General features: G+C 62.6%; 23 protein-coding genes. 6 read left to right on the forward strand and 17 right to left on the reverse strand.

All coding sequences use genetic code 11. The annotated features are described in order from the left end of the window. Nucleotides 1–21: 21 nt before the first annotated feature. The gene (locus tag FO013_RS06030; protein ID WP_143921897.1) at nucleotides 22–975 is read right to left on the reverse strand and encodes an amidohydrolase family protein; all 954 of its coding nucleotides are present in this window, start codon (nucleotides 973–975) and stop codon (nucleotides 22–24) included. A gap of 77 nt (nucleotides 976–1,052) precedes the next feature. On the opposite strand from FO013_RS06030, the gene FO013_RS06035 reads away from it, so the two are divergent. Both FO013_RS06035 and secA2 read left to right on the forward strand, forming a co-directional pair. Then, nucleotides 1,053–2,768 (forward strand): 5'-3' exonuclease H3TH domain-containing protein, encoded by a 1,716-nt coding sequence (locus FO013_RS06035; protein ID WP_260848017.1) that lies wholly within the window; start codon nucleotides 1,053–1,055, stop codon nucleotides 2,766–2,768. A 42-nt stretch (nucleotides 2,769–2,810) separates the two neighbouring features. Next, nucleotides 2,811–5,072, forward strand: a complete 2,262-nt coding sequence (secA2, locus tag FO013_RS06040) for an accessory Sec system translocase SecA2 (protein ID WP_143921670.1) — start codon at nucleotides 2,811–2,813, stop codon at nucleotides 5,070–5,072. Nucleotides 5,073–5,127: 55 nt separating this feature from the next. Here the strand turns inward: secA2 and FO013_RS06045 are convergent, their stop codons facing one another. The 5 genes from FO013_RS06045 to FO013_RS06065 all read right to left on the reverse strand — a co-directional run bounded on the left by FO013_RS06045 (nucleotide 5,128) and on the right by FO013_RS06065 (nucleotide 10,957). Next, nucleotides 5,128–7,851, reverse strand: coding sequence for a DEAD/DEAH box helicase (locus FO013_RS06045; protein WP_143921671.1), 2,724 nt, complete (start codon nucleotides 7,849–7,851; stop codon nucleotides 5,128–5,130). A 7-nt stretch (nucleotides 7,852–7,858) separates the two neighbouring features. After that, the gene (gene tatC / locus FO013_RS06050) at nucleotides 7,859–8,626 is read right to left on the reverse strand and encodes a twin-arginine translocase subunit TatC (RefSeq protein ID WP_143921899.1); all 768 of its coding nucleotides are present in this window, start codon (nucleotides 8,624–8,626) and stop codon (nucleotides 7,859–7,861) included. 56 nt (nucleotides 8,627–8,682) lie between these two features. Further along, nucleotides 8,683–8,964 (reverse strand): Sec-independent protein translocase subunit TatA, encoded by a 282-nt coding sequence (gene tatA, locus FO013_RS06055; protein WP_143921672.1) that lies wholly within the window; start codon nucleotides 8,962–8,964, stop codon nucleotides 8,683–8,685. 99 nt (nucleotides 8,965–9,063) lie between these two features. Further along, nucleotides 9,064–9,951: a WYL domain-containing transcriptional regulator gene (locus FO013_RS06060; RefSeq protein WP_143921673.1), complete on the reverse strand. Its 888-nt coding sequence runs from the start codon at nucleotides 9,949–9,951 to the stop codon at nucleotides 9,064–9,066. Continuing rightward, nucleotides 9,935–10,957, reverse strand: coding sequence for a helix-turn-helix transcriptional regulator (locus FO013_RS06065; protein WP_260848018.1), 1,023 nt, complete (start codon nucleotides 10,955–10,957; stop codon nucleotides 9,935–9,937). The genes FO013_RS06060 and FO013_RS06065 overlap by 17 nt, the downstream gene beginning before the upstream one ends. Nucleotides 10,958–10,997: 40 nt before the next feature. Between FO013_RS06065 and FO013_RS06070 the strand changes: the two genes are divergently transcribed. Beyond that, nucleotides 10,998–12,122, forward strand: coding sequence for a DUF3866 family protein (locus FO013_RS06070; RefSeq protein WP_143921674.1), 1,125 nt, complete (start codon nucleotides 10,998–11,000; stop codon nucleotides 12,120–12,122). 29 nt (nucleotides 12,123–12,151) lie between these two features. On the opposite strand, the gene FO013_RS06075 is transcribed toward FO013_RS06070, so the two are convergent. The 7 genes from FO013_RS06075 to dop form a co-directional block, all read right to left on the reverse strand. Then, a complete protein-coding gene (locus tag FO013_RS06075; RefSeq protein ID WP_143921675.1) occupies nucleotides 12,152–12,526 on the reverse strand; it encodes an FKBP-type peptidyl-prolyl cis-trans isomerase in 375 nt (124 codons plus the stop codon). Nucleotides 12,527–12,587: 61 nt separating this feature from the next. Continuing rightward, on the reverse strand, nucleotides 12,588–13,544 hold the full coding sequence (locus FO013_RS06080) for an FKBP-type peptidyl-prolyl cis-trans isomerase (RefSeq protein ID WP_260848019.1): 957 nt from the start codon (nucleotides 13,542–13,544) through the stop codon (nucleotides 12,588–12,590). Nucleotides 13,545–13,580: 36 nt separating this feature from the next. Further along, nucleotides 13,581–14,984 carry a Pup--protein ligase gene (pafA, locus tag FO013_RS06085; RefSeq protein ID WP_222103584.1) on the reverse strand — a complete coding sequence of 468 codons (1,404 nt, stop codon included), beginning with the start codon at nucleotides 14,982–14,984 and terminating at the stop codon, nucleotides 13,581–13,583. Continuing rightward, nucleotides 14,984–15,673 (reverse strand): proteasome subunit alpha, encoded by a 690-nt coding sequence (prcA, locus tag FO013_RS06090; protein WP_143921677.1) that lies wholly within the window; start codon nucleotides 15,671–15,673, stop codon nucleotides 14,984–14,986. The genes pafA and prcA overlap by 1 nt, the downstream gene beginning before the upstream one ends. 13 nt (nucleotides 15,674–15,686) lie before the next feature. Further along, the gene (gene prcB / locus FO013_RS06095; RefSeq protein ID WP_143921678.1) at nucleotides 15,687–16,487 is read right to left on the reverse strand and encodes a proteasome subunit beta; all 801 of its coding nucleotides are present in this window, start codon (nucleotides 16,485–16,487) and stop codon (nucleotides 15,687–15,689) included. 1 nt (nucleotide 16,488) lies between these two features. Further along, nucleotides 16,489–16,680, reverse strand: coding sequence for a ubiquitin-like protein Pup (locus tag FO013_RS06100; RefSeq protein ID WP_143921679.1), 192 nt, complete (start codon nucleotides 16,678–16,680; stop codon nucleotides 16,489–16,491). Further along, nucleotides 16,677–18,218, reverse strand: a complete 1,542-nt coding sequence (gene dop / locus FO013_RS06105) for a depupylase/deamidase Dop (protein WP_143921680.1) — start codon at nucleotides 18,216–18,218, stop codon at nucleotides 16,677–16,679. The genes FO013_RS06100 and dop overlap by 4 nt, the downstream gene beginning before the upstream one ends. Nucleotides 18,219–18,250: 32 nt before the next feature. Between dop and FO013_RS06110 the strand changes: the two genes are divergently transcribed. Further along, nucleotides 18,251–18,643, forward strand: a complete 393-nt coding sequence (locus FO013_RS06110) for a DUF3054 domain-containing protein (RefSeq protein ID WP_143921681.1) — start codon at nucleotides 18,251–18,253, stop codon at nucleotides 18,641–18,643. 47 nt (nucleotides 18,644–18,690) lie between these two features. Here FO013_RS06110 and arc read toward each other — a convergent pair whose 3' ends face one another. Genes arc through FO013_RS06125 form a run of 3 tightly spaced genes read right to left on the reverse strand, consistent with a single transcriptional unit; the run spans nucleotide 18,691 to nucleotide 22,614 of the window. After that, on the reverse strand, nucleotides 18,691–20,343 hold the full coding sequence (arc, locus tag FO013_RS06115) for a proteasome ATPase (RefSeq protein ID WP_143921682.1): 1,653 nt from the start codon (nucleotides 20,341–20,343) through the stop codon (nucleotides 18,691–18,693). Further along, nucleotides 20,340–21,407 (reverse strand): tRNA (adenine-N1)-methyltransferase, encoded by a 1,068-nt coding sequence (locus tag FO013_RS06120; RefSeq protein ID WP_143921683.1) that lies wholly within the window; start codon nucleotides 21,405–21,407, stop codon nucleotides 20,340–20,342. Before FO013_RS06120 ends, arc begins: the two co-directional genes overlap by 4 nt. A gap of 46 nt (nucleotides 21,408–21,453) precedes the next feature. Continuing rightward, a complete protein-coding gene (locus tag FO013_RS06125) occupies nucleotides 21,454–22,614 on the reverse strand; it encodes a site-2 protease family protein (protein ID WP_143921684.1) in 1,161 nt (386 codons plus the stop codon). A gap of 106 nt (nucleotides 22,615–22,720) precedes the next feature. Here FO013_RS06125 and FO013_RS06130 point away from each other — a divergent pair, with 106 nt between their 5' ends. Continuing rightward, complete coding sequence (locus tag FO013_RS06130) at nucleotides 22,721–23,530, forward strand: RecB family exonuclease (protein WP_143921685.1); 810 nt, start codon at nucleotides 22,721–22,723, stop codon at nucleotides 23,528–23,530. On the opposite strand, the gene FO013_RS06135 is transcribed toward FO013_RS06130, so the two are convergent. After that, the gene (locus FO013_RS06135; protein WP_260848020.1) at nucleotides 23,508–24,167 is read right to left on the reverse strand and encodes an HAD family hydrolase; all 660 of its coding nucleotides are present in this window, start codon (nucleotides 24,165–24,167) and stop codon (nucleotides 23,508–23,510) included. The genes FO013_RS06130 and FO013_RS06135 overlap by 23 nt on opposite strands. 22 nt (nucleotides 24,168–24,189) lie before the next feature. Between FO013_RS06135 and FO013_RS06140 the strand changes: the two genes are divergently transcribed. Continuing rightward, nucleotides 24,190–25,020, forward strand: a complete 831-nt coding sequence (locus FO013_RS06140; protein ID WP_143921687.1) for a proteasome assembly chaperone family protein — start codon at nucleotides 24,190–24,192, stop codon at nucleotides 25,018–25,020. Nucleotides 25,021–25,022: the final 2 nt, after the last annotated feature.

A 25,022-nucleotide genomic window follows, 5' to 3' on the forward strand; every position in this document is an offset into this window, starting at 1 on the left:
CCGTCACCGCGTCGACGGGTTCTATGCATCCTCGCGGAGTGCGATGCGAGTCGGCAGCACGACGTCGGGTGAGAGTTCCGGCAGTCCGGGTGTGCCCGAACGCGGATCGGTGCTCCACGCGGCAACGCGTGCATCTGCGACCTGAACGACGAGTCGTTCGACCTGCCAGCGCACGAAGTCAGCGTCGGCTCCGGGGGCGAGGACTCCACCGTCTGGGTTGCCAGCGGCACGGTGAGCGAACCGGGTGGCTGCGTTGAACGCTGCGCGTGCTCCGATTCCGTTCTCGCCGACAACGGCCGAGCGCACAGCAGCCCACGGTGAGCCCTGTGAGTCCGTCCACGACACCTGGGCACCTGCCGACAGCAGCTGCGCCAAAGGCTGCGGCTGCGCGGGATCGAGAGTGATCGCGATGCCTGAGTAGCCCAGCGGCGTGATGAAGTCCTCAGTGACGCTGAAGTTCAGCAGCAGACGGTATCCGTTGCGCTGTGCCAGTGCGGCATGGTCGCGCACACGGTCAAGGACCTCGCCGAGGCGCTGGTTCGATTCGACCTGGATGTACAGTGCCGTCTCCGGCAACGTATCAAGGCGGAGGAAGTCGAGCGCAGCGATGCTCGCTCTGTCCGCGGTCGGGTCCGCCGCTGGAGCGGTCTCGGCGCTGATCTCGGGATACGCGACGATCCTCAGAGTCCTGGGCGCGCGTTCACTGAAGTCCCGCACGGCCTCAGCGGTCCCGAGGACGTGCACATGGGTGAAACCGGACTCGACGAGCCGGTCACCGTCGGGAGCGCCCTCGCGCAGAGTCAGCCCCGCGTGAACGAAACCGGGGGTGAGGAAGTCCCCGTCGAGATTGATTGCGTCGGGCTCCGATGCAAGCGCTGCCTCATCGGAGCCGATGAACGAGACCTTCCCGTCCTTCGTGCCCAAGGCGGTCGCAAACGGGTCGACACTGCTGTATACATCTCCACCAAAGTACATAGTCACAGCCGATAGGCTACACCTCTGTGTCCGCGTCTTTGCACTCGAGTCAGGAGTGTCGGGTATCGTCAGCGAGTGTGAAGCCCTTGGTCCTGATCGATACGCCCGCCCTGTACTACCGTGCCTTCTACTCGGTCCCTGATTCGATCGTCAATGACGACGGCCAGCCGGTCAACGCCGTGCGCGGCGTCCTCGACGCGATAGCCCAGATGATTCGCCGATTCGACTCCCCGCGAGTTGTGGCGACCATGGACGCGGATTGGCGACCCGCCTTCCGAACCGCGATCATGCCCGAATACAAAGCGGCCCGGGTCAAAGATGCCGAAGCAGGCACTGAGATCCCACCCGAGCTGGCCGTGCAGCTGCCGATCATGACTCGCGTTCTTCAGTCCGCAGGAATCCCCATCGCCGAGGTGGACGGGACCGAAGCCGATGACGTGATCGCGACTATGGCCGCCCAGTCGCGCACCCCTGTGGTCATCGTCTCCCCCGATCGTGATCTGCTCGCACTCATCGATGAGGCCGCAGACGTCAGTGTGCTTCGACCGCGTAAGGGCGGAGAGTGGGAGGCCATCACCCAGGCAGATCTGCCCGAGGCCTATGGTGTGCCCGATGGAACCCGATACCGTGAGCTCGCCGCGTTGCGCGGCGATCCCTCGGACGGTCTGCCTGGCGCACCGGGGATCGGAGAGAAGACCGCCGCGACGCTGCTCGCGAACTTCGGTTCCCTCGCATCGGTCATCAAGGCCGCAAAGGCCGGTGTGAAGACCGGTGGTCTCAGCCCCAAACGAGCGGCCACGCTGATCGAAGAGGAGGACACGCTCTACAAGACCGTTGAGGTCATGCGGTGCCTGACCGACGTCGCGCATGGGCTCGATCTCGACTCCATACCCGGCGAGCTCGATCGCCCTGCGGTGGAGACAGCAGCCCGTGGTCAGAATATCCGCCGTTCGGTCGACAATCTCATCGCCGCCCTCGGCAGCGCCGACACAGAATCCGGCCCGAAGGCATCGGGACAATCCTTCCCCATGGCCACCGGCACAAGCACGATCACTCCGATCCAGGCGCCTGCTGCTCAGCCTGCGGCCGCGCCGGTTCCGAGCTTATCCGCCGCTGATTCCTGGTCGCAGTCGCGGCTGGTCGGTTTCGATCTCGAGACGACCGGTGTCGACCCGTCGACTGCCAGGATCGTGACTGCTGCATTCGTCGAATCCGTCGACAATTCACGCACCTGGCTCGCCGACCCCGGCGTCGAAATTCCCGAACCGGCGCGAGCTGTTCATGGAATCACCACCGAATTCGCCCAAGCCAACGGCGCTCCGGTGTCAGAGGTGATCGCCGAGCTCTGCACGGTCTTGTCGGATCTCAGATCTGAAGGCGCCGTCGTCGTCGGCCACAATATCGTCTATGACCTCAGCGTCATGGCGGCCGAAGTCAAACGCCATCAGCCCCATATCGACTTCGCGGCACTGCTGCCGACGATCGTCGATACATTTGTCCTGGACAAGCGCATCGAGCAGTTCCGTCGTGGCAAACGGACTCTCACGGAGACGGCCAAACGTTGGAAGGTAACCCTGCTCGACGCCCACGATGCCGCAGCGGATGCCCTTGCCGCCCTGGACATTTCCCGAGCATTGGCCGAGAGCTCGGAGGAAATCGCGAATCTCACTCGGGCCGATATCATGGCCGCCCAGGGCGACTGGAAACGCGCTCAGGCCGCTGACCTGCAGTCTTGGTTGCGCAGAAAGGGCAACGCCGAGGCCGTCGTCGATGGCTCCTGGCCCATGGCCTGAACGATAGAATCAATTGCGACCATCACTCGACGAAGGACGATAATGGGTTTCTTTTCACGACTGCTCAACCGACCCGGCGCACAGGCCGACAAAGCCACGGGATGGTTCGATAAGGCCGCTGACGATATGGCGGCCGCGAGTCGTGAGTACGCGAAGATGGATGATAGCGAGCTGACAGAGGCCGCTGCCGACATCTTCACCTCAGGCTCCACGCAGGACAACCTCATTCGCTATTGTGCGTTGGCTCGTGAGGCTGCCGAACGGTCTCTCGACGAGCGCGCCTATGACACGCAGATCAAGGGCCTGGTGGGACTGCTGCAGGCGAATATCGTGCAGATGGCCACCGGTGAGGGCAAGACCCTCGTCGGCGCTCTCGCTGCGGCCGGTTATGCTCTGCAGGGTCGTCGAGTACACGTAGTCAGCGTCAACGACTACCTCGCTGTTCGCGACCGGACCTGGATGAAGCCCCTCTTCGACCTCCTCGGTGTTCAGTCAGCATCGATCTCCGGTACTCAGAGTGAGTCCGAGCGACGCGAGAGCTATGGTGCTGAGGTTCTCTATGCTTCCGTGACGGAGGTCGGCTTCGACGTGCTGCGCGATCGTTTCGTCACCGATGACGACCAGATTCGCGTCCCGGATCGTGATGTCGTCATCGTCGACGAAGCTGACTCTGTGCTCATCGACGAAGCACGTGTCCCCCTCGTCCTCGCCGGATCGGCCAGTGTCGAAGACGCCAACGCTGCGATCGCGGCACTCGTCGAGACCCTCGAGCCCGGCGTCGATTACGAGATCAGCCCGGATCATCAGGCGGTCTCGCTCACAGACGAGGGAATCAATCGCGTCGAAGCTGAACTCGATGTCGAGCTCTTCGGTGAAGACGCGTCCGATCTCGCCGCGGTCAACCTGGCGTTGTATGCGAAGTCCCTGGTCAAGCGTGATGTCGACTATCTCGTCGTCGACGGACGGGTCAAACTTATCTCGGCTTCCCGTGGGCGTGTGGCCGAACTGCAGCGTTGGCCAGACGGACTGCAGGCAGCGGTCGAGGCCAAGGAAGGCGTCGGCACCACTGAAAGCGGTGAGATCCTCGATCAGATGACCGTCGAAGAGCTCATCCACGGCTACGAGACCGTCTGCGGTATGACGGGAACCGCGTTGGCTGTCGGCGATGACCTGCGCGAGTTCTACAACCTTGAGATCGTCCCCGTCGACACGCACCTGCCCGTCATCCGCAACGACGAACCTGACAGGCTCTACACGTATCAGGAGTCGAAGGAACGCGCGATCGTCGACGAGGTCGCCGACAACCATGCCAAGGATCGTCCCGTGCTCATCGGCACCTCCTCGGTGGCGGAAAGCGAATCGCTGGCGGCTCGGCTGACCGAACGCGGGATCGATGTTGCGGTTCTCAATGCCAAGGACGATTCGCTCGAGGCTGAGGTCATCGCGGCTGCCGGTGCCCCCGGTGCGGTGACGGTGTCGACCCAGATGGCCGGACGCGGCACCGATATCCGCCTGGCCGATGACAGCGTTGCCGATGCCGGCGGGCTCTTGGTCATCGGTGCCGGACGATACCTGTCCTCACGTCTTGATGATCAGCTGCGCGGTCGCGCCGGACGTCAAGGCGATCCGGGAACATCCGTGTTCTTCACCAGCCTTGAAGATGAGCTGCTGACCCGTGTCCCGGAGATCCAACGTTTCGTCTCCGAAGGAGATGAGACCGGGTGGATCGAGTCGAAGCGGGCGCTGAGTCTCGTCGAACACGCCCAGCGCGTCGCTGAAGGTCAGAACACGGCACTGCATCGCGACACCTGGAAGTTCAATGAGCTCATGGCCAAGCAGCGTGACCTCGTCCTCGCTCGACGCCAAGAGCTGCGCGTCGATGATGAGGCCATCAACGAACTCAAGGGGCGCCTCGGCGATGTGGCGGAGGATCTGGCGGTCGAGCATTCGCAGGAGCTCGTCGACGCGACGCTGCGCGAAGTGATGCTGTTCCATCTCGACGCACGCTGGGTCGACCACCTCGCCTTCCTCAACGATCTGCGTGAGGGCATCCATCTGCGCACCTTTGCACGTGAAAAGCCGCATGAGGCGTTCAACACGGAGTCCATCCGCGTCTTCTCCTCGTTCTGGTCCGACGTCATCGAGGATTCAGCGTCGACGGTCGAAGAGGCAGAGTTCACGGAGACCGGAATCGATCTGGAATCGCACGGGCTCAAGCGTCCGTCGTCGACGTGGACCTACCTGACCACGGAGAGCGCGTTCGGCTCCGACATCGAGAACATCGTCAAGAAGGTCAAGCGCTGAACCAGATTCTGTTGCTCAACCAGATCTCGCTGCTGAGTCCGGACCGATCTGCCGATCAGGAGTCGGCGACGACTCCACGGCGGATCGCTTCGATTGTCCGACGAATGCGCACCGCAGTCTCCGGTTCGGCCACCTCCGCGACCTGACCGAGCAGGTCAAGGCTCTGCTTGGCCCATCGGACGAAGTCTCCGGCTGCGATGTCCGTGCCGCGCAGGGAGTCGGCAAGGTTCTTGCCTTCAGTCCAGCGGTACATCGGCTTGAATAGTCCTCTGTCGGGTTCCTGCGTCGTGGACAGGGCGTGCTGCTCCTCAAGTTGGAACAGCTTGCGCCAGATCGTCACTGCTTCATCTCCGTTGACCTTGAGGTCGCGGCTCGGGGCACGCTCCGGATGGAGGGTGTCACCGCGCCGGGATTGGAAGACGAAGCACGAGGCGAATGCTGCAAGTTCAGGTTCGACGAGGTTGTCCCACAGTCCCGAGCGAATGGTCAGCGCCACCAGCAGGTCGCGCTCCCCGTAGATCCGACGCAGCATATCGGACTGTTCGGGATCAAAGCCCAGCGTGCGCAGGACATCCTGAACTCGTTCGAACACGAGAGCGATCGACGTCGTTCGGCCTTCGATCCGGGCGATGAGCGAATCGTTCTCCTTGACCAGTTTGGCTGCTCGGTTGGCCCACCGGGCGTGCATCTCGCGGTCCGGGCACTCGTGGCAGGGATGGGCTCGCAGCTGCGCGGTCATCTCCGACACACTCGAGCTGACACCAGAAGCACCGGGTGAGGATTCCCATCGGGCCCCTGGATCGACCTTGCCATCGTGTTTGGCATCGTTGAGGATGCCCAACAGCTGCCTCCGATCCCCCGCCTGCCGGTGATTGAACTTCTTCGGCACACGGACCCGGCCCTGCGCCGCCAGCGGTTCGGTCACCTCGTGGGGGCGCAGGTGCCAGACTTTGCCCTGTTCGGTCAGGACCGTCGGCAGCCGCGAACCTCCGTCGCGGGAGCTCATGGGCGCGATGATGACGGCAGTGCCCTCAACTCGCTTCGCGGGCAGGGTGACGACGTCGCCGACCTTGAGTGTACTCAGCGACTCGACGATCTCACGTTGCCGGTTCTTCGACTTGGTGCGAGTCTCCTGCTTCTCGGTATCGCTGATGGCCTGCCGCAGACGCGCATACTCGGCGAAGTCCCCGAGCTCGCACTGCATCGACTTCTCATAGGCTCCGATCGTCGCTTCGTTCTTCCGCACCTTCTTCGCCAGGCCCACGACGGCCTTGTCGGCCTGGAACTGTGCGAACGAGGTCTCAAGGACCTTCGCTGCCTCCGCCGAGCTCATCCGCGACAGCAGGTTCGCCGTCATGTTGTAGGTGGGTCCGAACGCAGAATTGAGCGCGTAGGAGCGGTTGGAGGCGAGTCCTGCGATCTCATTGACTTCGAAGCTGGGGTGCCAGATGACGACGGAGTGGCCGATCTTGTCGATGCCGCGGCGCCCGGCACGTCCGGTCAGCTGGGTGTACTCCCCCGGTGTGATCGAGACGTGGGCCTCACCGTTGAATTTCACGAGCTTCTCGAGGACGACCGTGCGTGCAGGCATGTTGATGCCCAGTGCCAGGGTTTCGGTGGCGAAGACGACCTTGATGATGCCCTGGGAGAAGAGTTCCTCGACGAGCTGTTTGAACTGTGGGATCATCCCCGCGTGGTGGGCGGCGACTCCCAGCAGAAGACCTTCCCTGAATGAGTGGAATCCGAGGATGCCAAGGTCCTCGCTGGCCAGCTCATCGCGCAGCTTTTCCAGTGCGGCATTGACGATGACCTTCTCTTCACGGGAGTTCAGGTCGAATCCCGAGGCCAGGTACTGCTCCACCGCCTCGTCGCAGGCATTTCGGGAGAAGATGAACATGATCGCCGGCAGCATCCCGGTCTCTGCCAGAGAGGACACGACCTGGGTTCGGCTGGGCCTGCGGAACCGGGCACGGGTGGCTCGTTCGCGCCTCGAGCGGGGCCCACCATGGGTCCGGGTGGCATGGTTGAGGGCGGGATCGATCCGGTCGGAGTCGTGGTGAGTGAACAGATCATACATACGGTGGCCGACGAGGACATGATTGACCAGCGGCACCGGACGGTGAGAGGTGGAGATGACGGTTGTGGGCCCACGCACCTCACGCAGCCATGCACCGAACTCCTCGACGTTGGACACGGTCGCCGACAGCGATACCATCTGCACCCGGTCCGGCAGGTGGATGATCACCTCTTCCCACACGGGTCCGCGGAAACGATCGGCGAGGTAGTGAACCTCGTCGAGGACGACGAATCCGAGGTCGGAGAGTCCCGACAGGTCGTTGTAGAGCATATTGCGCAGGACTTCTGTGGTCATGACGATGATCGGCGCATCACGCCGGATCGAGGTGTCACCAGTGAGCAGCCCGACGTTGTCGACACCATGGACTTCCATGAGGTCGTTGAACTTCTGGTTGCTCAGCGCCTTGATCGGGGTGGTGTAGAAGACCCGTTTGCCTTCGTCCCTAGCCAGCTCGACAGCGAATTCCGCAATCAGAGTCTTGCCGGCACCGGTGGGCGCAGTGACGAGGACGTCCTTGCCTTCCTGCAGTTGCGTGCACGCCTCGAGCTGGAAGTCGTCGAGTTCGAAGTCGGTCCTGGCCGCGAACCGCCCCAAGGGGGTCTGCGCCTTCTTCGTCCTATCTCGATAGTCGGCATAGGCCGCCGCAGGACTCAATGGCTCAGTATCTGCCGAGGGGTCGAGCGGGCTCACGGATTCAGTCATGCTTCTCTCAGTCAATCGGTTCGTCGGGGTCGACCCACAGGCCCTGCGCGATGAGCCTCTTCTTACGTCTCCGGTCGCTGAACACGCAGATCACCCATGCCGCACAGAACAGCGTCATCATCGGAATCACGAGGAAGAACATCGACATTGCGTCGGGAGTGGGGGTGGCGATGGCCGCGAACAGGAACACGATCATCACGATCACCCGCCAGGATTTCTGGATCCGTCCGGCCGAGAGGATGCCCATCATGTTGAGTCCGACCATGAGCACCGGAAGAACGAACGCCAGACCGAAGACCACGATGATGACCATCACGAAGCTCAGGTAGTCCTGCGCCGGGATGATGTTCGTACCACCAGCCGGGGTGAACGATGTCAGCGCCTTGACTGCATTGGGAAGGGCGAAGAAGGCCATGGTCGATCCCGCGAGGAACAGTGGAATCGCAGCACCGAGGAAGCCGAGCGAGTAGAGCTTCTCCTTCTTCGTCAGCCCCGGAACGATGAATGCCCAGACTTCGTAGAGCCAGATCGGGCAGGACAGGAAGATGCCGATGAAGAACGACAGTTTGATCTTCAGATCGAACGGGGAGGCGACTCCTGCGAAGTTGATCTCAGCCGTCCGGTCGCCCGAGGCACGGATGCCACGAATCGGCTCCTGCAGAATGTCGAGGACCGGATCGTAGAGGAACCATCCGGCGACGGCACCGAGGGCGATCGCGATCGCCGCGACAAGGAGACGATTCCGGAGCTCGATGAGGTGCCCGACAACGGGCATCTTCCGCTCAGGGTTCTTCTTACGTGCCGAAGACGATCGCCGGTCGTGCTGCTCTTTCACGTCTCGCGAGACTGCGGATCCTGCTTTTCCTGTGCAGGGTGCTCAGGCTTTCGGGCAGCCTCCGCGGTCGACGAGGTGTCGTTCTCCCCTGCCTCGCGGTTGAGCTCGCCAGGTTCGGTCTTCTTGGGCTCGTCATCATCACGGAGGTCCTTGACCTCTGACTTGAAGATCTTCATCGACTGACCCAGGCTTCTGGCCAGCGCCGGCAGCTTGGGTGCGCCGAAAATGATCACGATGATGAGGATCACGATCGCGATCTGCACGAAACTCGGTTTCATGGGGACTCCTTGACTATTGTCTGCTCTGAAAGATTCTACGCCGTGTGGCTGTGCCTTTCATCCTCGCCGCACGGCTGGGGCGATGTGTCGCGACCGGCCTCAGCCCAGCCGCGTCAGTGCGGCGTCCACTGCTTCACTGTCGTCGATATCGGTGATGACGTCGGCATGGCACAGCAGGAATCGACTCAACCAGTCCACGGAGTGGACCAGGAATCTGATTCGCACACTAGGCTCACCATTGGCGAAGTATTCACGCTCGCTCAACTCGAGTTCATCCGCGAGCCATGCGCCCGCTGCCGACAGCGTCATGGTGACTTCCCGTGGACTCGACTGCGCGGTGCTGACGGTCAGCGGCGGATGTGCAGCCGGAATCCAGGAGCGAATGCTGCTCAGGGCAAAACGGCGAGGAGCCTGAGCGGCATAGCACCAGGCATCCAGGTACCAGTCCGCCCCGGGCACCAGCCTGCTGGGGGCGATGATCCGCCGGGTCAGTTCATCTCGGGAACCGACGTAGTAGTCGATCTCGACCGCCGCTTCCGTAGCGATCGCCTGTTTGAGGAACGCCATGAGCTCTTCGTCCGCGGGGATCGGGCTGACCTCGACAGGTGTGTGGAGGTTCTCCCCCGCAGCCAGGCGCAGCTTCGACGCTGCCGTGCGCACCGCCTCGGTGTCGAGCCCGGGCAGGGTGTCGATGAGTTCGAGGGCCAGGACGAGGACTCCCGCCTCTTCGGCGCTGAGTCGGACAGGGACGGAGACCTCTTCAGCATTGGAGATGTAGATCTTCCCGCCCTCCCAGCTGGCGTCGATGAGGTCATCGGGCATGTGGCCGGGGCGACCTGTCACGAACAGGAGCTGCAGGTCATCGATGAGAGTGTCCGAATCGATGTTGAAATAGTCCGCCGTCTCCTCAAGGTCGGCCCCCGGATGGGCATCGAGATACGGGACCAGGCTGAGCAGCCGGGTGAGTCGTTCACGCGCTGAGGACATTACGACCTCCGAGTCGTTCGAGGGACTCTCTGACTGCGTGCCGTCGGTCCTCGACAGCCTGGGCCAGTTCGACCGGGGAGAGCACCTCGACGGCGGTGCCGAAACTCACGATCTCTGCGGCCAGGGATGCGGCATCGGTGAACTCGATGATCACGGCATCATCCTCCGTGCGCACCTGTCGTCGGCGCAGCGGGTCCGCACGGTGGGCGCGGATGCGCAGCTTCGCCTCGGCGACGACCGCCATCTCCGTGCTCGAGCTCAGTGCCACATGTGGGGCGAAGTCAGCGGGGATGTCATAGTCGCCAGGGTCCCGTCCGCCGAGCTTCGCCAGTTTGCCCTCGACCCGGGAGAGTCGGAACGTGCGCTGGGCCTGCCGGTCGATGTCGTGGCCCAGCAGGTAGACCCGGTCACCGCGGCTGAGCAGCGCGTAGGGTTCGAGCTTGACCTTACGAGGGCTCTGCCCGGGCTTGTGGTACTTGAAGCTGATCGCCTCACGGGCGTTGATGTGGTGGAGGGCTGTGGCGAAGTTCGCACTGCCCAGCTTTCGTGCCGCAGGCCCCTGATTGGCTTCGACATGCCCAGGTCCTGCCTCGGTGAGGTCGATGCCCAGGGCGCGCAGCTTCGTCAGCGCCTGCGCACTGGACTCACCGAGTTCGGTGTCGGACCAGAACTGTGCGGCAACCGCCACAGCAGCCGCTTCGGAGGGAGTGAGCTCTACGTCATCCATCGCGTAGTCATCGGCGGAGATCCGGTAGCCCGTCTCTCCCACATCTGAATAGGCGTCATGTTCGGCGCGAGTGGCGATCGTGATCCCCATATGCCGCAGAAGCTCCTTGTCGCGGGAGAACTTGCGGTCGAAGGCGATGTCATCAAGTCCCGCGTAGCCGTCGATGGCACTCATCAGGGTCTTCCGCGAGACCCATCCGCGGGCGGCTCTCAGAGCGATCAGCAGGTTCATCAGACGTTCCGTCTGCTGCCTCTGTCTGCTGGGGCGGGGTGTATTCACAATTCCACCGTAACCTAATGCGGGCGATAGTCTTAAGACCATGATTCATTGGCGCAGAGGAACCGTGACCACGATTCGCTCCACCCGGCCAGGATACACAGAGGTCGAAGCCGATATTGACCAGGTGCTGCCGGGCACGACGATCACCAGCATCAAGGCGGTCGCCTATACCGAGGCCGTCGGACATCCGCAGGTCGGGGACACAGTCCTGCTCAATGTCTCGGCTCTGGCCAAACGCTTGGGCACCGGAGGTTTCGGTCTCGTTGTGGCTCTGCCCGATGCACTGCCGACCGACCCGCCCGAGAGGCCAGGGCATCTGGTCAAGGACCGCTACTCCCCCCTGCAGACGATGGTCCTCGGCGTCGACGATCAGGAATCTGAACACCATGAGACCCTGGCCAGGGAAGAGTCTCTGGGTGGGATGCCTGTGCTCGTCGCGGATCTGCATTCGGCACTTCCCGCCATCATCGCCGGCATCCGCACGGTCAATCCCGAACTTCGCATCGCCTATGTCCTCAGCGACGGTGCGGCTCTGCCCGCCAGCTTCTCCCAGGCCGCGGCCGGGCTGAAGGACGCAGGCTGGCTGCACGGAACCATCAGCACCGGCCAATCCTGGGGCGCCGATCTTGAGGCTGTGACGATTCACACGGGTCTGCTCGCCGCCAGGCATGTCCTCGGTGCAGATATCGCCATCGTCGCGCAGGGACCGGGAAATCTGGGAACCGGAACCAAATACGGATATTCCGGCCTCGTCACCGGTGAGCACCTCAATGCGGCCGCTCTGCTGAATGGGACCCCTGTCGGTGTCCTGCGCATGTCCAATGCCGATGCCCGCGGCAGGCATTTCGGAGTCTCCCATCATTCTCTGACCTCGCTGGCCGAGATCGCCCGCCCCGGGATGACGATTCCGGTCCCGGACTTCTCCACCCTCGCCGAGGCTGACCGTCGTGAGATGGACACCGACCCTTCCGTCGTGGCCGAGGTCGCAGCCGCACAGTTGCCGATGCTGCACATGCATGATCAGGTCAGTGTCAGCCTGGAGGGCCTGTGGGCAGGCCTCAAGTCCTCGCCGGTGGGCCTGTCGACGATGGGACGAAAACTGCCCGCCGATGCAGCAGCATTTCTCGCTGCTGCCGCGGCGGGCAGATTGGCTGCCGAGAGCTGAGCCTCGGCAGCCGATTCACTGCTGGCGTCTCAGCGCACGTTCTCCAGATCGCAGACGAAGATCAGGGATTCGCCGGGCTTGATGACGCCGCCGGCGCCCTGGTCGCCGTAGGCCAGGTGCGGAGGAATCTGCAGGGTGCGCCTGCCTCCGACCTTCATGCCCTGGATGCCCTGGTCCCAACCGGAGATGACCATGCCGGAGCCGAGGCGGAACTCGAGCGGGGTGCCGCGGTTGTAGGAGGCGTCGAACTCTTCACCGGTCGAATGGGCGATGCCGACGTAGTTCACGCTCACGGTGTTGCCGGGACCAGCCTCGGCGCCGTCACCGATGATGTCATCGACGATGAACAGCTCGGTCGGAGCCTCAGTCCCGGGGAAATCGACGACTGGTTTCTGCTTGCTCATGGTGTCTCCTTAAGTCGTAGTTCTGTGGTGTCTGTGTTCTCAGCCGTGGGCCGAGAGGTCCTCAGCCTTGGGCCGAGAGGACGTCGATGACGAATACGAGGGAGGCATTGCCCGGAATGTTCGGCGGGCTGCCCTGTTCTCCGTATCCCTTGTCGGGTGGGATGACGAGGACGATCTGGCTGCCGACCTTTGCACCGACAAGGCCTTCGTTCCAACCATCGATGACCTGAGCCTGGCCGACGGGGTCGACGGCGAAGGGTCCGCGTCCATCCTGCCAGCTTGAGTCGAAGTACTTCGAATTGTCGTCCCAGAGCCAACCGGAGTAGTGCACGGCCACGCTCTGGCCCTCCTTGACCTTCGGTCCTTCACCTTCGATCGTGGTATACGATTCGAGTTCCTTCGGAGCCTTGCCCTTCGGCTTCGAGATCGAGGGTTCACCGTTGTCGGCCCATTTCACCGTCACGGGGTTCTTCGACTGATCGACCTTCTTGCCTTCGGCGCGGGTCAGGGGCTTCGTCGTCTTCTCGATGTCGATGACGTAGACAAGGGTCTGCGCCGGCTGGCCCTCCTGCGCACTGCCGTTGAGCGACATGAGCACGCGCGATCCGACCTTCGTGTCCAAGAGTGCACTGTAGAGCTGCTCCGAGATCTGGCTCTTGTCCATCGGGAACCCGGCCGGTGACTTCGAATCGTAGCTCGACTCGATCTGCTTGCCGGTCGTGCCCGAGACCAGGGTCATCTGTGCGGTGACCTGCTCACCGTCTGCGACCTTGTCGCCCTTGCCCTCGCTGATGACGGTGTCTCCGGTCTTGTCGACGACCAGGGGTGCGTCGAAGCTGACCTTCGGCTTCTCACCTACTTTGCCTTCGACCGTGATGTCGTCGAGGCTGGTCGACTTCGCGTCCTCGGCCGAGACTGAGGGCGGGGCGCTTGTCGTGTCCTCCGCCTCCTCGCCCTGTCCGCAGGCGGACAGCAGAAGTGTGGCGGCCGCGATGACGGCGAGCACTTTGGTGCGCACGTGGTTCCTTTCGTTCAAGACCAGATCACTGAGATCTTACAGGCCCGCGATGAGAGCTTCAGCCTGTGGGTGCGTGGACTCGAAGGGGTTCTTCAGCGCCACGGCACGGCCGGATTCGTCGTTGAGTCGCAGATGCACCCAGTCGACGGTGTAGTCACGGCGTGCGGCATGGGCGGCACGGACGAATTCTCCGCGGATGGCTGCCCGGGTGGACGCCGGAGGGACGTCTTTCGCCTTTTCGCGTGCTTCGGGCGTGACCAGGTTCTTCGCCAAACCTGTGCGTTCCAGCTTGGGAAACAGACCGGTGTCGGGTGTGATGTCGTGATAGGCGATGTCGAGGCGAGAGATCCGCGGATCCGTGAGATCGTCGATGCCGCGGGCCATCGCCCGGTCGATGAGCGTCTTCTTCATCACCCAATCGATCTCGTGGTCGACTGCGGAGAAGTCCTGGGCTGCAATCGCCTCGAGCATCCGGGTCCACAGGTCGATGACGTATTCGGCCATCCCATCGTCGCCGAGGCTGTGGTCTCCCTTCTGCACGAGGACCTGAGCACGGTCGCGGTAGTCGGTGAGCAGGTTCAGCGGTGTGATCGTCGTCCCGTCCGTGCGCTCGAGCTGCACCGACCCGGTGAGGTCCCTGGCAACGAGGCGGATGTCGCGCACGGCGTGGCGCAGACCGTGTTCCGGGATGCGTGCACCCTGTTCGATGAGGTCGAGCATGAGCACGGCCGAGCCGATCTTGAGCGCCGAGGTGGCTGTCGACATCGAGGAATCACCGACGATGACATGGAGACGACGATATTTCTCCGCATCTGCGTGCGGTTCGTCTCGAGCGTTGATGATCGGGCGTGAACGGGTCGTGGCTGAGGACAGTCCCTCCCACATCACATCAGAACGTGCCGAGAGTCCGAACATCATGTCTGCTCGGTTCGCCTCGACGTCGGGCTGGAAGGACGACTGCGCGGGGATGATGGCACCGGCGCCCACCAGCAGCTGTCTGGAGACGAGGAAGGGAAGCAGCACCGTGGTCAGACGGTTGAAATCGAGATTGCGGCGGATGAGGAAGTTCTCATGGGAGCCGTAGGAGTTCCCCGCCGCATCTGTGTTGTTCTTGACCATGTGGATGCGGCCGCCGAGTCCATCGGCCTCGATGCTCGTCTGTGCATGATTCAGCAGGTCGATCATCAAGGACTCACCCGCGCGGTCCTGTGTGAGCAGATCGCTGAGATTATCGCATTCGGCGGTGGCATATTCGGGGTGGGAGCCGACGTCGAGGTAGAGCCGGGAACCGTTGGGCAGGAACACGTTCGAGGAACGTCCCCATTCGACGATGGGTCGAAACAGATAGCGTGCGATCTCCTCCGGACCGATGCGTCGGTCACCCTCTCCTGCCGAATGGGCAAGCCCGTATTCGGTCTCGAGTCCGTAGATTCTGGCCATCAGTCCTCCCGCAGCTGCGCCATCATGGCGTCACTGAGTCGCTTGAATGTACGGTGTCCACTCGCATTCCGGTCGAGCACGGCTGCCTCTAGGTCCTGGGTCGGCACTGTGCCGGATGCTGCGGTGGCAAGAGCGCGCACACCATGGTCGAAGACCTCTCGCAGCGGCAGCACCGAGGTGGACAGGTCCTTCAGCGTTGCTGTGATGTCATCGGCCTGTCCCCCGATCGCCACATGTTCGGTCTCATCGATCACGGAGCCGTCGTAGCTGAGCCGGTAGAGCTGATCGGTCTCGGCGGTGAGTCCGAGTTCAGCGACGACGAGTTCGACTTCGAAGGGCTTCGACTCCGTCGTGAAGACCCCGGCCAGCGTCTGCGCGTATGCGTTCGTCAGCCCCCGCGCGGTGACATCGCTGCGGTGGTAGGAATATCCTCGCAGGTCCGCGTACCTCACACCGGCTTGGCGCATCGTCTCGAACTCGTTGTATTTGCCGACTGCGGCGAAGCCGATGCGGTCGTAGATCTCGGCGATCTTGTGCAGCGTCGGAGAAGGATTCTCTGCCAAAAGGAGGATGCCTTCGTCGTAGCGCAGCACCACGACCGACCGACCCCGGGCAATGCCCTTGCGGGCGAAGTCGGCCCGGTCCTTCATCAGCTGTTCGGGTGAGACGTAGAACGGTGCCTGGCTCATGGGCGTGCCTCATTCATGACTGTGCCTTTCTGGTCCGACGATCGCTGACCTCAATGGCAATCGACATCACGTCGGCCGAAGGGATCTCGACGACCCCGTGCTCAAGGTCGACGGTGAAGATCGTCGGAGCGATCTGCCTGACGAAATCAGGGCCACCGGTGGCCGAGTCATCATCAGAGGCATCGAAGAGGGCTTCAACAGCCACCGAGATCGCAGCATCGGTATGAAGGTCGGGCCGCCACAGCTTCTTCAGCGCCCCACGTGCGTAGCCGGATCCGGAGCCGATCGAATGGAATCGATGCTCTTCGTATTTGCCGCCGGTGACGTCGAAGCTGAAGATCTGCCCAGCGGGAGTCGCTTCGTCGACGCCAGCGAAGAGCGGAACAACAGACAACCCCTGCATGGCCAAGCTCAGGTTTCCGCGCAGCATCGACGCCAGACGGTTGGCCTTGCCTCCCAACGACAGGCGTGCACCTTCGATCTTCTCGTAGTGTTCGAGTTCGAGCTGGTAGAGACGGATGAGATCGAGCGCGAGTCCCGCGGTTCCGGCGATGCCGATGACCGAGAAATCGTCGGCTGGTCGCACCTTCTCCATGGAGTGGGAGGCGATCATGTTCCCGATCGTCGCGCGCCGATCTCCTGCCATGAGGATGCCCGTGGCGGTGCGGAAGCAGATGATCGTCGTGCCCTCCGGAGCCAGATGCCCCAGATCATGCCCGGCCGTGGTCGGCAGCGCTTCGGGCGCCACGGCTCGGGCGAGTTCGATGAACGAATTGCTCGTCGAACTCAGAAATGCAGGAGAGAATCCTGACATCTCATTGGCCGCCCTTCTGGACGAAGTTGCGCACGAACTCCTCTGCGTTCGATTCGAGGACTCCGTCGATCTCATCGAGGATCGAATCCACGTTCTGTGTGTTGATCTGACCCTGCACGGCCTCCGGCGGTTCGGCGGGTGGTTCTCCCCCGCCGGCCGAATGGTCTCTCTGAACCTGTTCCTGCGAACTCATTTCGCACCTCTTTCATCGTTCGTCGTTTTCAGTCTATCCACTCCCAGTGCCTGCAGCAGTGCCTGTGAGTCGTGCACTTCAGCCAGTCTGACCTCGAGGAGTTCACGGTTTCCTTTGAGCGGTTCGCTCATCGGCAGACGCACGATTCCGTACTCTCCGGCGTCGAGGACGAGCGAGTCCCAGCTCGCTGCCACCAGTGAGTCCGAGAATCGGGTCACGGCCAGTGATCTCAGGTAGGCCCGGGTTCCGTCGGGCGCGGAGACCACGGCCTTCTCGACTTCACCATCGGTCGTCAGCCGGCGGATCCGTCCGGCTTTCTCAAGCTTGTAGAACAGACCCTTCTCGGGCCGAACGTCGTGGTACTGGACGTCGATGAGCGCGAGCTTCGGATGGTCCCAGTCAAGGTTCTCCTTCTTCCGGTAGCCTTCGAGCAGCACCCATTTGGCAATCCAGTCGATGGAGTCGGACAGGCTGCGTGGGTCGGTGGCCAAACCGTCGAGGAATCGCTTCCATTCGCTGAGAACCTCAGTGGTGTCCGCGTCATCGCCGGCGTGTTCGAAGCAGGCCGAGTAGTAGGTGTCCTGGATCTCGAGAGCCGTCATCGAGGTGCCGTCGGACATGGGCAGCTTCGTGCTCAGACTCAGATCATGGCTGACGTCCCACAGGGCCTGCATCGGATCGGCGAGTTCGAGCTTGGGGACGAGTCCTGCCTCGATGAGGCCGAGCACGAGGGAGGTCGACCCGAACCTGACCAGCGTGGCCGGCTCGGCCATTGTGGCATCGCCGATGATGACGTGCAGCCGACGATATTTGGCCGGATCGGCGTGGGGTTCGTCGCGGGTGTTGACGATGGGCCTGCGCAGGGTGGTCTCGAGTCCCACCTGCGCTTCGAAGAAGTCAGCGCGCGAGGAGATCTGGAAGCCCGCAGTCTCACCTTCGCGTCCGATGCCCACGCGTCCGGACCCGCAGAGAATCTGCCTGCTGACGAAGAACGGGATCAATCCGGAGACGAGGTCGTCGAAATCCACTGCCCGATCAACGAGGTAGTTCTCGTGGGTGCCGTAGGAGGACCCCTTCGAATCGGTGTTGTTCTTGTAGAGGTTGACGGGTTCGTCCGTGGCCTCCAGGCTGCGCACCGAGGCCAACGCCACCATGTCTCCCGCACGATCGAAGGTGACGAGATCACGCGGAGTCAGCACCTCCGGTGAAGAGTATTCGGGGTGGGCATGGTCCACGTAGTAGCGGGCGCCGTTCTCGGTCACGACATTGGCGAGGTATTGTGCTTCCACGGATTCCTGAGGCATGTGGGTGAGCTGGGAGATGTCGGCGTCGGCGACGTTCATGAAGAAGCCGCGTGCGTCCGCGAGTGGCGATTCGGTGGCGAAGTCCCAGAAGTTCTGTGAGGACTTCAGTCCGCGCGGCCCCGCATAGGCGTCGACGACACGCGCCGAGTCACGCATCGGATTCGCTCCCGGATTGCCCGGTTGGCTCAGTCCGAACTCGGTTTCGGAACCCATCACACGGTGGACACTGAGCATCTGAACTCCCTCTAACGTTTAGACTCGGGGACGTGGCTGCGAAGAAATCTCATCTCCCGATCGCGTTGATCGTCGACCTCATCCTGGTTGTCCTATTCACCATCATCGGTCATTACACACATTCTCATAATTTCGATCCCCAGGGGCTCCTGACCACAGCGTGGCCGTTCCTGGCCGGACTGGGCATCGCCTGGCTGCTGTCGGCTGTCTGGGACCGTCCGATTGCGCCACTGGCGACTGGAACTGCAGTGTGGGCGATCACTGTGCTGGCAGGCATGGTCCTCCGTGCACTCACGGGCGCGGGAACACAAGGAGCATTCATCGTCGTCGCTGCCACCCTCAACCTCATCACCCTGGTCGGATGGCGGCTCATCGCCACGGCCGTGACCGGCGGCAGCACCAGCCCACGCCGACGCCGCCGCTGATCCGCAAACCGCCGCTGATCAGTACCGGAAAGGACCGGAGAACCAGCTCAGACCAGGTCTGAGTTCGGGTACACCTCGGCGATATCCCTCTCCAGCGGAACCACAGGCGCTCCACGCGTCGTATCCAGATGCATCATCCGCAGATGTGTCACCCGCTCGCCCTTGCGACCGGAGATCCGCGCCCACTCGTCGGGGTTCGTCGTATTGGGCAGATCCTCGTGCTCGCTGAATTCCTCAGCGATGGCCTCTTCGAAGTGCTTCGGCTGAAGACCGCGCTCACCGGTCTCCAGAAGCGATTTGATCGCACTCTTCTTGGCCCGATCCACGATGTTGTGGATCATGGCTCCAGAGGCGAAGTCCGCGAAGTGGAGAACTTCTTTCGTAGCGTCGGCATAGGTGACCTCGACGAATTCGTTCTCCGGTGACAGTGCATACATGCGGTCGACGCAGAACGAGATCAGGGCCGACACCCCCTCGGCGGGGGTCTCATGACCGGTCTGCACGCTTGCATGCAGGGGCAGTTCTGCGGTGAGGTACTTCTCGAAGATGTCGCGAGCCGCATCGGCATCGGGACGTTCGATGCGGATCTTCACATCCAGGCGTCCCGGACGCAGGATTGCGGGGTCGATGAGGTCTTCGCGGTTCGATGCGCCGATCACGATGACGTTGTCGAGCTGTTCGACACCGTCGATTTCGGTCAGCAGCTGCGGCACGATTGTCGTCTCGACGTCCGAGGACTTGCCGGTACCGCGGGTGCGGAACAGCGACTCCATTTCGTCGAAGAAGACGACCACGGGGAATCCTGCCGACGCTTTCTCCCTGGCCCGGGCGAAGATGAGACGAAGCTGACGTTCGGTCTCGCCGACGTACTTGTCGAGCAGCTCCGGGCCCTTGATATTGAGGAAGTAGGTCTTGCGGGACTGACCTGCACCGGTCCGGTCGGCCAGAGAATTGGCCACGGCCTTCGCGATCAGGGTCTTGCCACAGCCGGGAGGGCCGTAGAGCAGGATGCCCTTCGGCGGTTTGAGACCATGCTCGGTGTAGAGCTGCGGGTGCTCGAAGGGCAGTTCCACCGCGTCCTTGATCTGGCCGATCTGATCGGCCAATCCACCGATGTCGGAGTAGGTGATGTCCGGGACCTCTTCGAGCAGAAGCGAAGAGACCTCCGGCTTCTCAACGACCTCAAGGGCATAGTGTGTGCGGGAATCGACGACCACGGCATCGCCGACGCGCAGGCCGGCATCGACGAGGTCCTCACCGAGGATGAAGACCTGTTCGTCGTCGCCGGGAGCACCGACGAGGATCCGGGTGTCGTCGACGAATTCGCGTACATTGACGACGGAGCCGACCGAGGCGAAGGACCCGGTCCCGATGATGACAAGACCTTCCGAGAGCAGAACATCGGCACCGGCGCGCAGGTGTGCCGGCTCCACCTCGGGTCCGACGGCGACGCGCATTCTGCGGCCGCCGACGATGACGTCGGCGCTCAGCCCCGATTCACCGAGAGCGATGAGTGTGCCCCAGTTGTTGGGCGGCTCCGTCAGTCGACGGGCCTCCTCCTTGATCCGGTTCAGCTCATCGCGTGCTGTACGCAGGGTCTTCGACAGGGCTTCATTGCGTTTCCCGGCGCTGAAGAGCTGTTGGCGCAATGACGCAGTGTCCTCGCGCAGTCGTTTGACTTCGGTCGTGGTTTCGGTCATTGGTCCTCCTTCGACCCGGGGGTGTTCGAGGCTTGGCTGGCTGGCTCTCGGTCGTTGACTTCGGGGGTCGTCGGTTCTTGGTTCAACCGTTTTCCCGCCTCACGCATGACGCGGCGCAGCTTCTTTCCCTGCGCGACTCTGGCTCCGACTGCTTCATCGGTGACTTCCGGCTTCGTCCAGGCATCGACGTCTTCGGTCGATGCCGGGGTGCCCTGTGGTCGCTTCTTCTTCTCCAGCGGGGCCACTCCGGGTGCCATGCGGCGGGCGATGACCAGGAAACCGGTATGCGCGATCATCCGGTGGTCGGGCCGTACTGCAAGCCCATCCACATGCCACCCTCGGACCATGGCCTCCATGGACTGCGGTTCGCTGAAGCAGTCTGTGGCACGCAGGGCTTCGACGAAACGGGAGAGCTGAGGGACGGTCGCAACGTAGGCGATGACGACTCCCCCGGGTGCCAGCGCGGTGGCGACTGCATCCAGTGTGTTCCATGGCGTGAGCATGTCGAGGACGACCCGGTCGACGGTGCCCGCCTCGTAGGAGTGCGGCAGCTCATCGGAGAGATCTCCCACCGTGACCGACCAGTTCTCGGGTCGACCATCGAAGAAGTCTGCGATGTTTCCGGCTGCGATGGTGGCGAATTCCTCGCGGAGTTCGAACGAGTGGAGCCTGCCTGTGGGGCCGACTGCCCGCAGCAGAGCCATCGACAGTGCCCCGGAACCGACGCCGGCTTCTACGACCACTGCACCGGGGAAGATATCGCCGAGGGTGACGATGAGTCCCGAGTCCTTGGGATAGACCACCGCTGCCCCGCGGGGCATGGACAGGACGAAGTCCTCGTAGCGCGGACGGAAGACCTGGAAGTCGATGCCCCCGGTGTTCGCCACGATGATTCCCTCGGTGCGACCGATGATGGCATCGTGTTCGATGAGTCCCTTGTGGGTGTGGAACAGCTCTCCGGGAGCCAGCACGATCGTGTGCATTCGGCCCTTGGGGTCGGTGAGCTGAATCTTCTCACCGGTCTTCAGGGCCCGGTCGGGTTCGGTATGGCTTGCCTCAGTCATGATGCGTCCACTCTACGCTGATGACAAGTATCTCAGCACACCCGGTTCAGGCTGCGAGCAGCTCGTCGAAGAATTCCTGCAGATCGATGACGCCGACGAGAGTGTTCTCATCCATGACCAGGCTGAACTGCGCCTTCGGGCGATGAGTCAGGGACTCAAGCAGGTGCGGTGCCGTGATGTCCTTAGGGACTCCGATCCACCCGGCCAGCGGCCTGGCCACTTCGCCTGCTGGGACCTGGTCCAGCGACTCGGCCAGACGACCGGCTGCCGCATGCCTGTCGACGAGCCCGTAGGGCAGGCCCTTCTGGTCGAGGACGACGATGAGGGTGCGTTCCTTTGCATTGCCCAGCGTGTTCGCATAGTCGAGTGTGTCGGCCAGATCCGCGTCCCAGGTTGCTGCGATGGCAGGCTGGATGACCTGCGAGAGGTCGTAGGTCTCCATCTTCCGTGCTCGCTTCGCATGAGTCGCGGCGTCCCCTGCGGAGAACCACAGCATGATGGCGATGAGCGACATCCACGCCACGGTCAGCGGGTCGGGGCGCTCACCTGCCAGCAGCGGTGTGATGACGGACCAGCCGATGAAGCCGACTGCGATGACTCGACCGACCCAGCTGGCGACGATCGTTCCCAGGTACTGCGAGCCTGTCAGGCGCCACATCAGGGCTTGCAGCGCCCACCCGCCGTCCAGCGGAATTCCGGGCAGGAGGTTGATGGCACCGAGTGCGACGTTCGCGAATGTCACTGCGATGAGCAGGAGCCATGGAACCGAAGTCGGCGAGACCGCGCTCAGACACCACCAGCCCAACAGGGCCAAGACTATGTTGACGATCGGACCGACGATGGATATGACGAAGCTGGTCAGCGCGGCCTTGTCACGCGGATTCTCCGCCTGAGGTTCGAACCTGGTGAACCCGCCCCAGATATTGAGCTCGATCGCGGCGACCTTGAGTCCATAGAACTGTCCGGCGACACCGTGCGCCAGTTCGTGGAGGAAGACCGAACCGAACAGCAGAACCGCATACGCGAACGCGACGAACCAGGCCCAGACACCGAGGTCGGGCCGGACGGTATTCACCCACGGGGCGAACAGAATCGTGATCACGAAAGCGGCGAGGAACCATGACCAGGCCAGGATCACCGGGGCGCCGAGAACAGTGCCCAGGCGCAAGCCCGAAGAGGCACCAGTCTGGTGTTTTTTCGCGGCCATCGATGGAGTTCCTCTAGCTTGGGGTCGGGTTCACTCAGCCTATCAGCGACAGGCTCGCCACCGCGGTCTCACGCGTCGTGTCAGACCAAGTCGTTACAGTGGTGACATGGCCGAGCTGATCAGTCTTTCGCCCTCACGGGCCAACGACTTCGTACAATGTCCCTTGAAATTTCGTTTCCGCAGCATCGACAAGCTTCCGGAACCGCCTTCGCAGGCCGCTTTCAGAGGGACCGTCGTCCATTCCGTCCTTGAGAAGCTCTTCGAACTTCCCGCGGCACAGCGGACGCAGGATGTCGCCGAGGCCCTGCTTCGTCCCAGCTGGGACGAGCTCGTCGAGAAGGACCCAACTGTGCTCGAGATCTTCGGCGATGAAGGCGAGAAGGAGACATTCTTCACAACTGCGGGCAAGCTGCTGCAGTCTTACTTCAGGCTCGAGTTCCCGGAGCACCTCGAGCCCGATGAGACGGAGAAGTACGTGCGCACGCGGCTCGACAACGGCCTCGAGCTGCGGGGCTTCATCGACCGCGTCGATGTCGCACCGGGAGGTGAGAAGCGTCTGGTCGACTACAAGACCGGAAAGCAGCCCAAGCCCCAGTACGGCAGGGAGGCCCATTTCCAGATGGGCTTCTACGCCCTCGTCGAGTATCGCCTCACGGGTGAGCTCGTGCACACGCTCCAGCTCATGTACCTGGGGTCGCAGAGCATCCTCAAGTCTCACCCCACGATGAGTGACATCGAACGCACCCAGTTCGAGATCGAGTCGATCTGGAAGGACATCATCGCCTCCGCCGAGGCCGACCGCTGGCGCCCGAAGAAGTCACCACTGTGTAACTGGTGCACGTTCAAACCGCTGTGCCCCGCGTGGGGCAACACTCCCCCGCCGACCCCGGAGATCACACGGATTGTCGGGACGTGAGTTCTCTCAGGTCAGCAATTCCGCGCCCTTCGAGGCTCGACCACAGGATCCGGCCAGGACGCTCCTCGAGCGCCACCAGATGGGGAATGCCGATGGCGATTGTGCCTGCTGCTTCTGCGCTGGCGAGTCCGGGTTTCGAATCCTCGAGCGCCACACAGGCTCCCGGGTCGAGCTCAAGCAGCGCCGCTCCCTTGAGATAGGGCTCTGGATCGGGTTTTCCGGCGGTGACCTCGTCCCCGGAGATGAGGCCGACGAAGCTGCCGTCCGGGCATGCCGAGATGACCGCCTCGGCGAGTCGCCGGTAGGACATCGTGACCATCACACAGGGAATGCCAGCGGTGACGATCGCAGCGAGGAATTCGAGAGCTCCAGGACGAAACGGCACTGCTTCCTCGATCTTCGCTACGACCTGGTCGAGAAGGGTGTCGACGATGACGGCGGCCGGAAGGTCGAGTCCAGCATCCTGCATCATGGCGGCGGAGGTGAGAAGGTCGTTGCCCACGAACTCCAGACCCTGCTCTTCGCTCCAGCTGATGCCGTGCGCGTTCATCAGTTCGGTCTCGGCTCTGATCCAATACGGTTCCGTATCAACCAGAGTTCCGTCCATGTCCCAGAGGACTGCGGCAGGATTCGTCATGATTCCAGCGTAATCTTGAAGCATGAGTTTTCTTCCATCAGGGTCCGGGGCACTCGTGTTCATCGCCTTCGAAGGACAGGACGCGGATGCCTCCGAGGCCGCCAGTTCACTGGTCAAGGATCTCATCGAGTCATGGCGACTGGACGAGAGTGAGATCTTGGACACCGACGGATTCTACGAGTTCAGATTCTCAGAGCCTGAGATCGTTCGGGACGAAACGGGCCGCGCCACGATCGCGTGGCCGGGAATAGAAGTCCACCGGGGGCAGCATCTGGGCACGCCGGTCACCGTCATCCAGGGACATGAGCCGGGACTGAAGTGGCGCGAATTCCTCTCGCTCATCCTGTCCGAGGTCACCGCCGAGGATTGCGTGGTCCTGCTCGGAGGTCTGCACGCGGAGGTCCCCCATACGCGTCCTCTGCCTGTCGTCGCGAACACAGAGGATGCAGTGCTCGCCGCAGATCTGAACATCGACGTCAACGGCTATGCGGGACCGATCGGCATCCTCGGCCTCCTCGGCGTCGAATGCGACAGGCGTGGACGCCACGCGATCAACCTATGGGTCGGTGTGCCCGACTATCTCACCGACTCCCCTTCGCCCAAGGCTGAATTGGCCCTGGCGTCAGCGGTGGAGAAGTACACGGGACTCGAGATCGATATTCCCATCCTCGAGGAGGAGAGCCGCGCATGGGAGCTCGGCGCCGATGAGTTGGTCGCCAACAACCCGCACCTCGTCGAGCTGCTCAAGGGACTCGAACAGCTCAACGATTCCACGGAGCTGCCCGAAGCCAGCGGCGATGCGATCGCCGCCGAGTTCGAACGCTACCTGCGCAAACGGGGTCGCGAGAAGTAGAG

Source organism: Brevibacterium aurantiacum, from assembly GCF_007558825.1.
Taxonomy (GTDB): domain Bacteria; phylum Actinomycetota; class Actinomycetes; order Actinomycetales; family Brevibacteriaceae; genus Brevibacterium; species Brevibacterium aurantiacum_A.

What these genes read in the sequence shown, in the direction of transcription:
- FO013_RS06140 (WP_143921687.1), top strand. Translation starts at nt 24,190, where the DNA reads ATGAGTTTTCTTCCATCAGGGTCCGGGGCACTCGTGTTCATCGCCTTC.
- FO013_RS06070 (WP_143921674.1), top strand. Translation starts at nt 10,998, where the DNA reads ATGATTCATTGGCGCAGAGGAACCGTGACCACGATTCGCTCCACCCGG.
- tatC (WP_143921899.1), bottom strand. Translation starts at nt 8,626, where the DNA reads ATGCCCGTTGTCGGGCACCTCATCGAGCTCCGGAATCGTCTCCTTGTC.
- FO013_RS06135 (WP_260848020.1), bottom strand. Translation starts at nt 24,167, where the DNA reads ATGACGAATCCTGCCGCAGTCCTCTGGGACATGGACGGAACTCTGGTT.
- arc (WP_143921682.1), bottom strand. Translation starts at nt 20,343, where the DNA reads ATGACCGAAACCACGACCGAAGTCAAACGACTGCGCGAGGACACTGCG.
- tatA (WP_143921672.1), bottom strand. Translation starts at nt 8,964, where the DNA reads ATGAAACCGAGTTTCGTGCAGATCGCGATCGTGATCCTCATCATCGTG.
- FO013_RS06130 (WP_143921685.1), top strand. Translation starts at nt 22,721, where the DNA reads ATGGCCGAGCTGATCAGTCTTTCGCCCTCACGGGCCAACGACTTCGTA.
- prcB (WP_143921678.1), bottom strand. Translation starts at nt 16,487, where the DNA reads ATGTCAGGATTCTCTCCTGCATTTCTGAGTTCGACGAGCAATTCGTTC.
- pafA (WP_222103584.1), bottom strand. Translation starts at nt 14,984, where the DNA reads ATGGCCAGAATCTACGGACTCGAGACCGAATACGGGCTTGCCCATTCG.
- secA2 (WP_143921670.1), top strand. Translation starts at nt 2,811, where the DNA reads ATGGGTTTCTTTTCACGACTGCTCAACCGACCCGGCGCACAGGCCGAC.
- FO013_RS06075 (WP_143921675.1), bottom strand. Translation starts at nt 12,526, where the DNA reads ATGAGCAAGCAGAAACCAGTCGTCGATTTCCCCGGGACTGAGGCTCCG.
- prcA (WP_143921677.1), bottom strand. Translation starts at nt 15,673, where the DNA reads ATGAGCCAGGCACCGTTCTACGTCTCACCCGAACAGCTGATGAAGGAC.
- dop (WP_143921680.1), bottom strand. Translation starts at nt 18,218, where the DNA reads ATGCTCAGTGTCCACCGTGTGATGGGTTCCGAAACCGAGTTCGGACTG.
- FO013_RS06120 (WP_143921683.1), bottom strand. Translation starts at nt 21,407, where the DNA reads ATGACTGAGGCAAGCCATACCGAACCCGACCGGGCCCTGAAGACCGGT.
- FO013_RS06060 (WP_143921673.1), bottom strand. Translation starts at nt 9,951, where the DNA reads ATGTCCTCAGCGCGTGAACGACTCACCCGGCTGCTCAGCCTGGTCCCG.
- FO013_RS06045 (WP_143921671.1), bottom strand. Translation starts at nt 7,851, where the DNA reads ATGACTGAATCCGTGAGCCCGCTCGACCCCTCGGCAGATACTGAGCCA.
- FO013_RS06030 (WP_143921897.1), bottom strand. Translation starts at nt 975, where the DNA reads ATGTACTTTGGTGGAGATGTATACAGCAGTGTCGACCCGTTTGCGACC.
- FO013_RS06100 (WP_143921679.1), bottom strand. Translation starts at nt 16,680, where the DNA reads ATGAGTTCGCAGGAACAGGTTCAGAGAGACCATTCGGCCGGCGGGGGA.
- FO013_RS06125 (WP_143921684.1), bottom strand. Translation starts at nt 22,614, where the DNA reads ATGGCCGCGAAAAAACACCAGACTGGTGCCTCTTCGGGCTTGCGCCTG.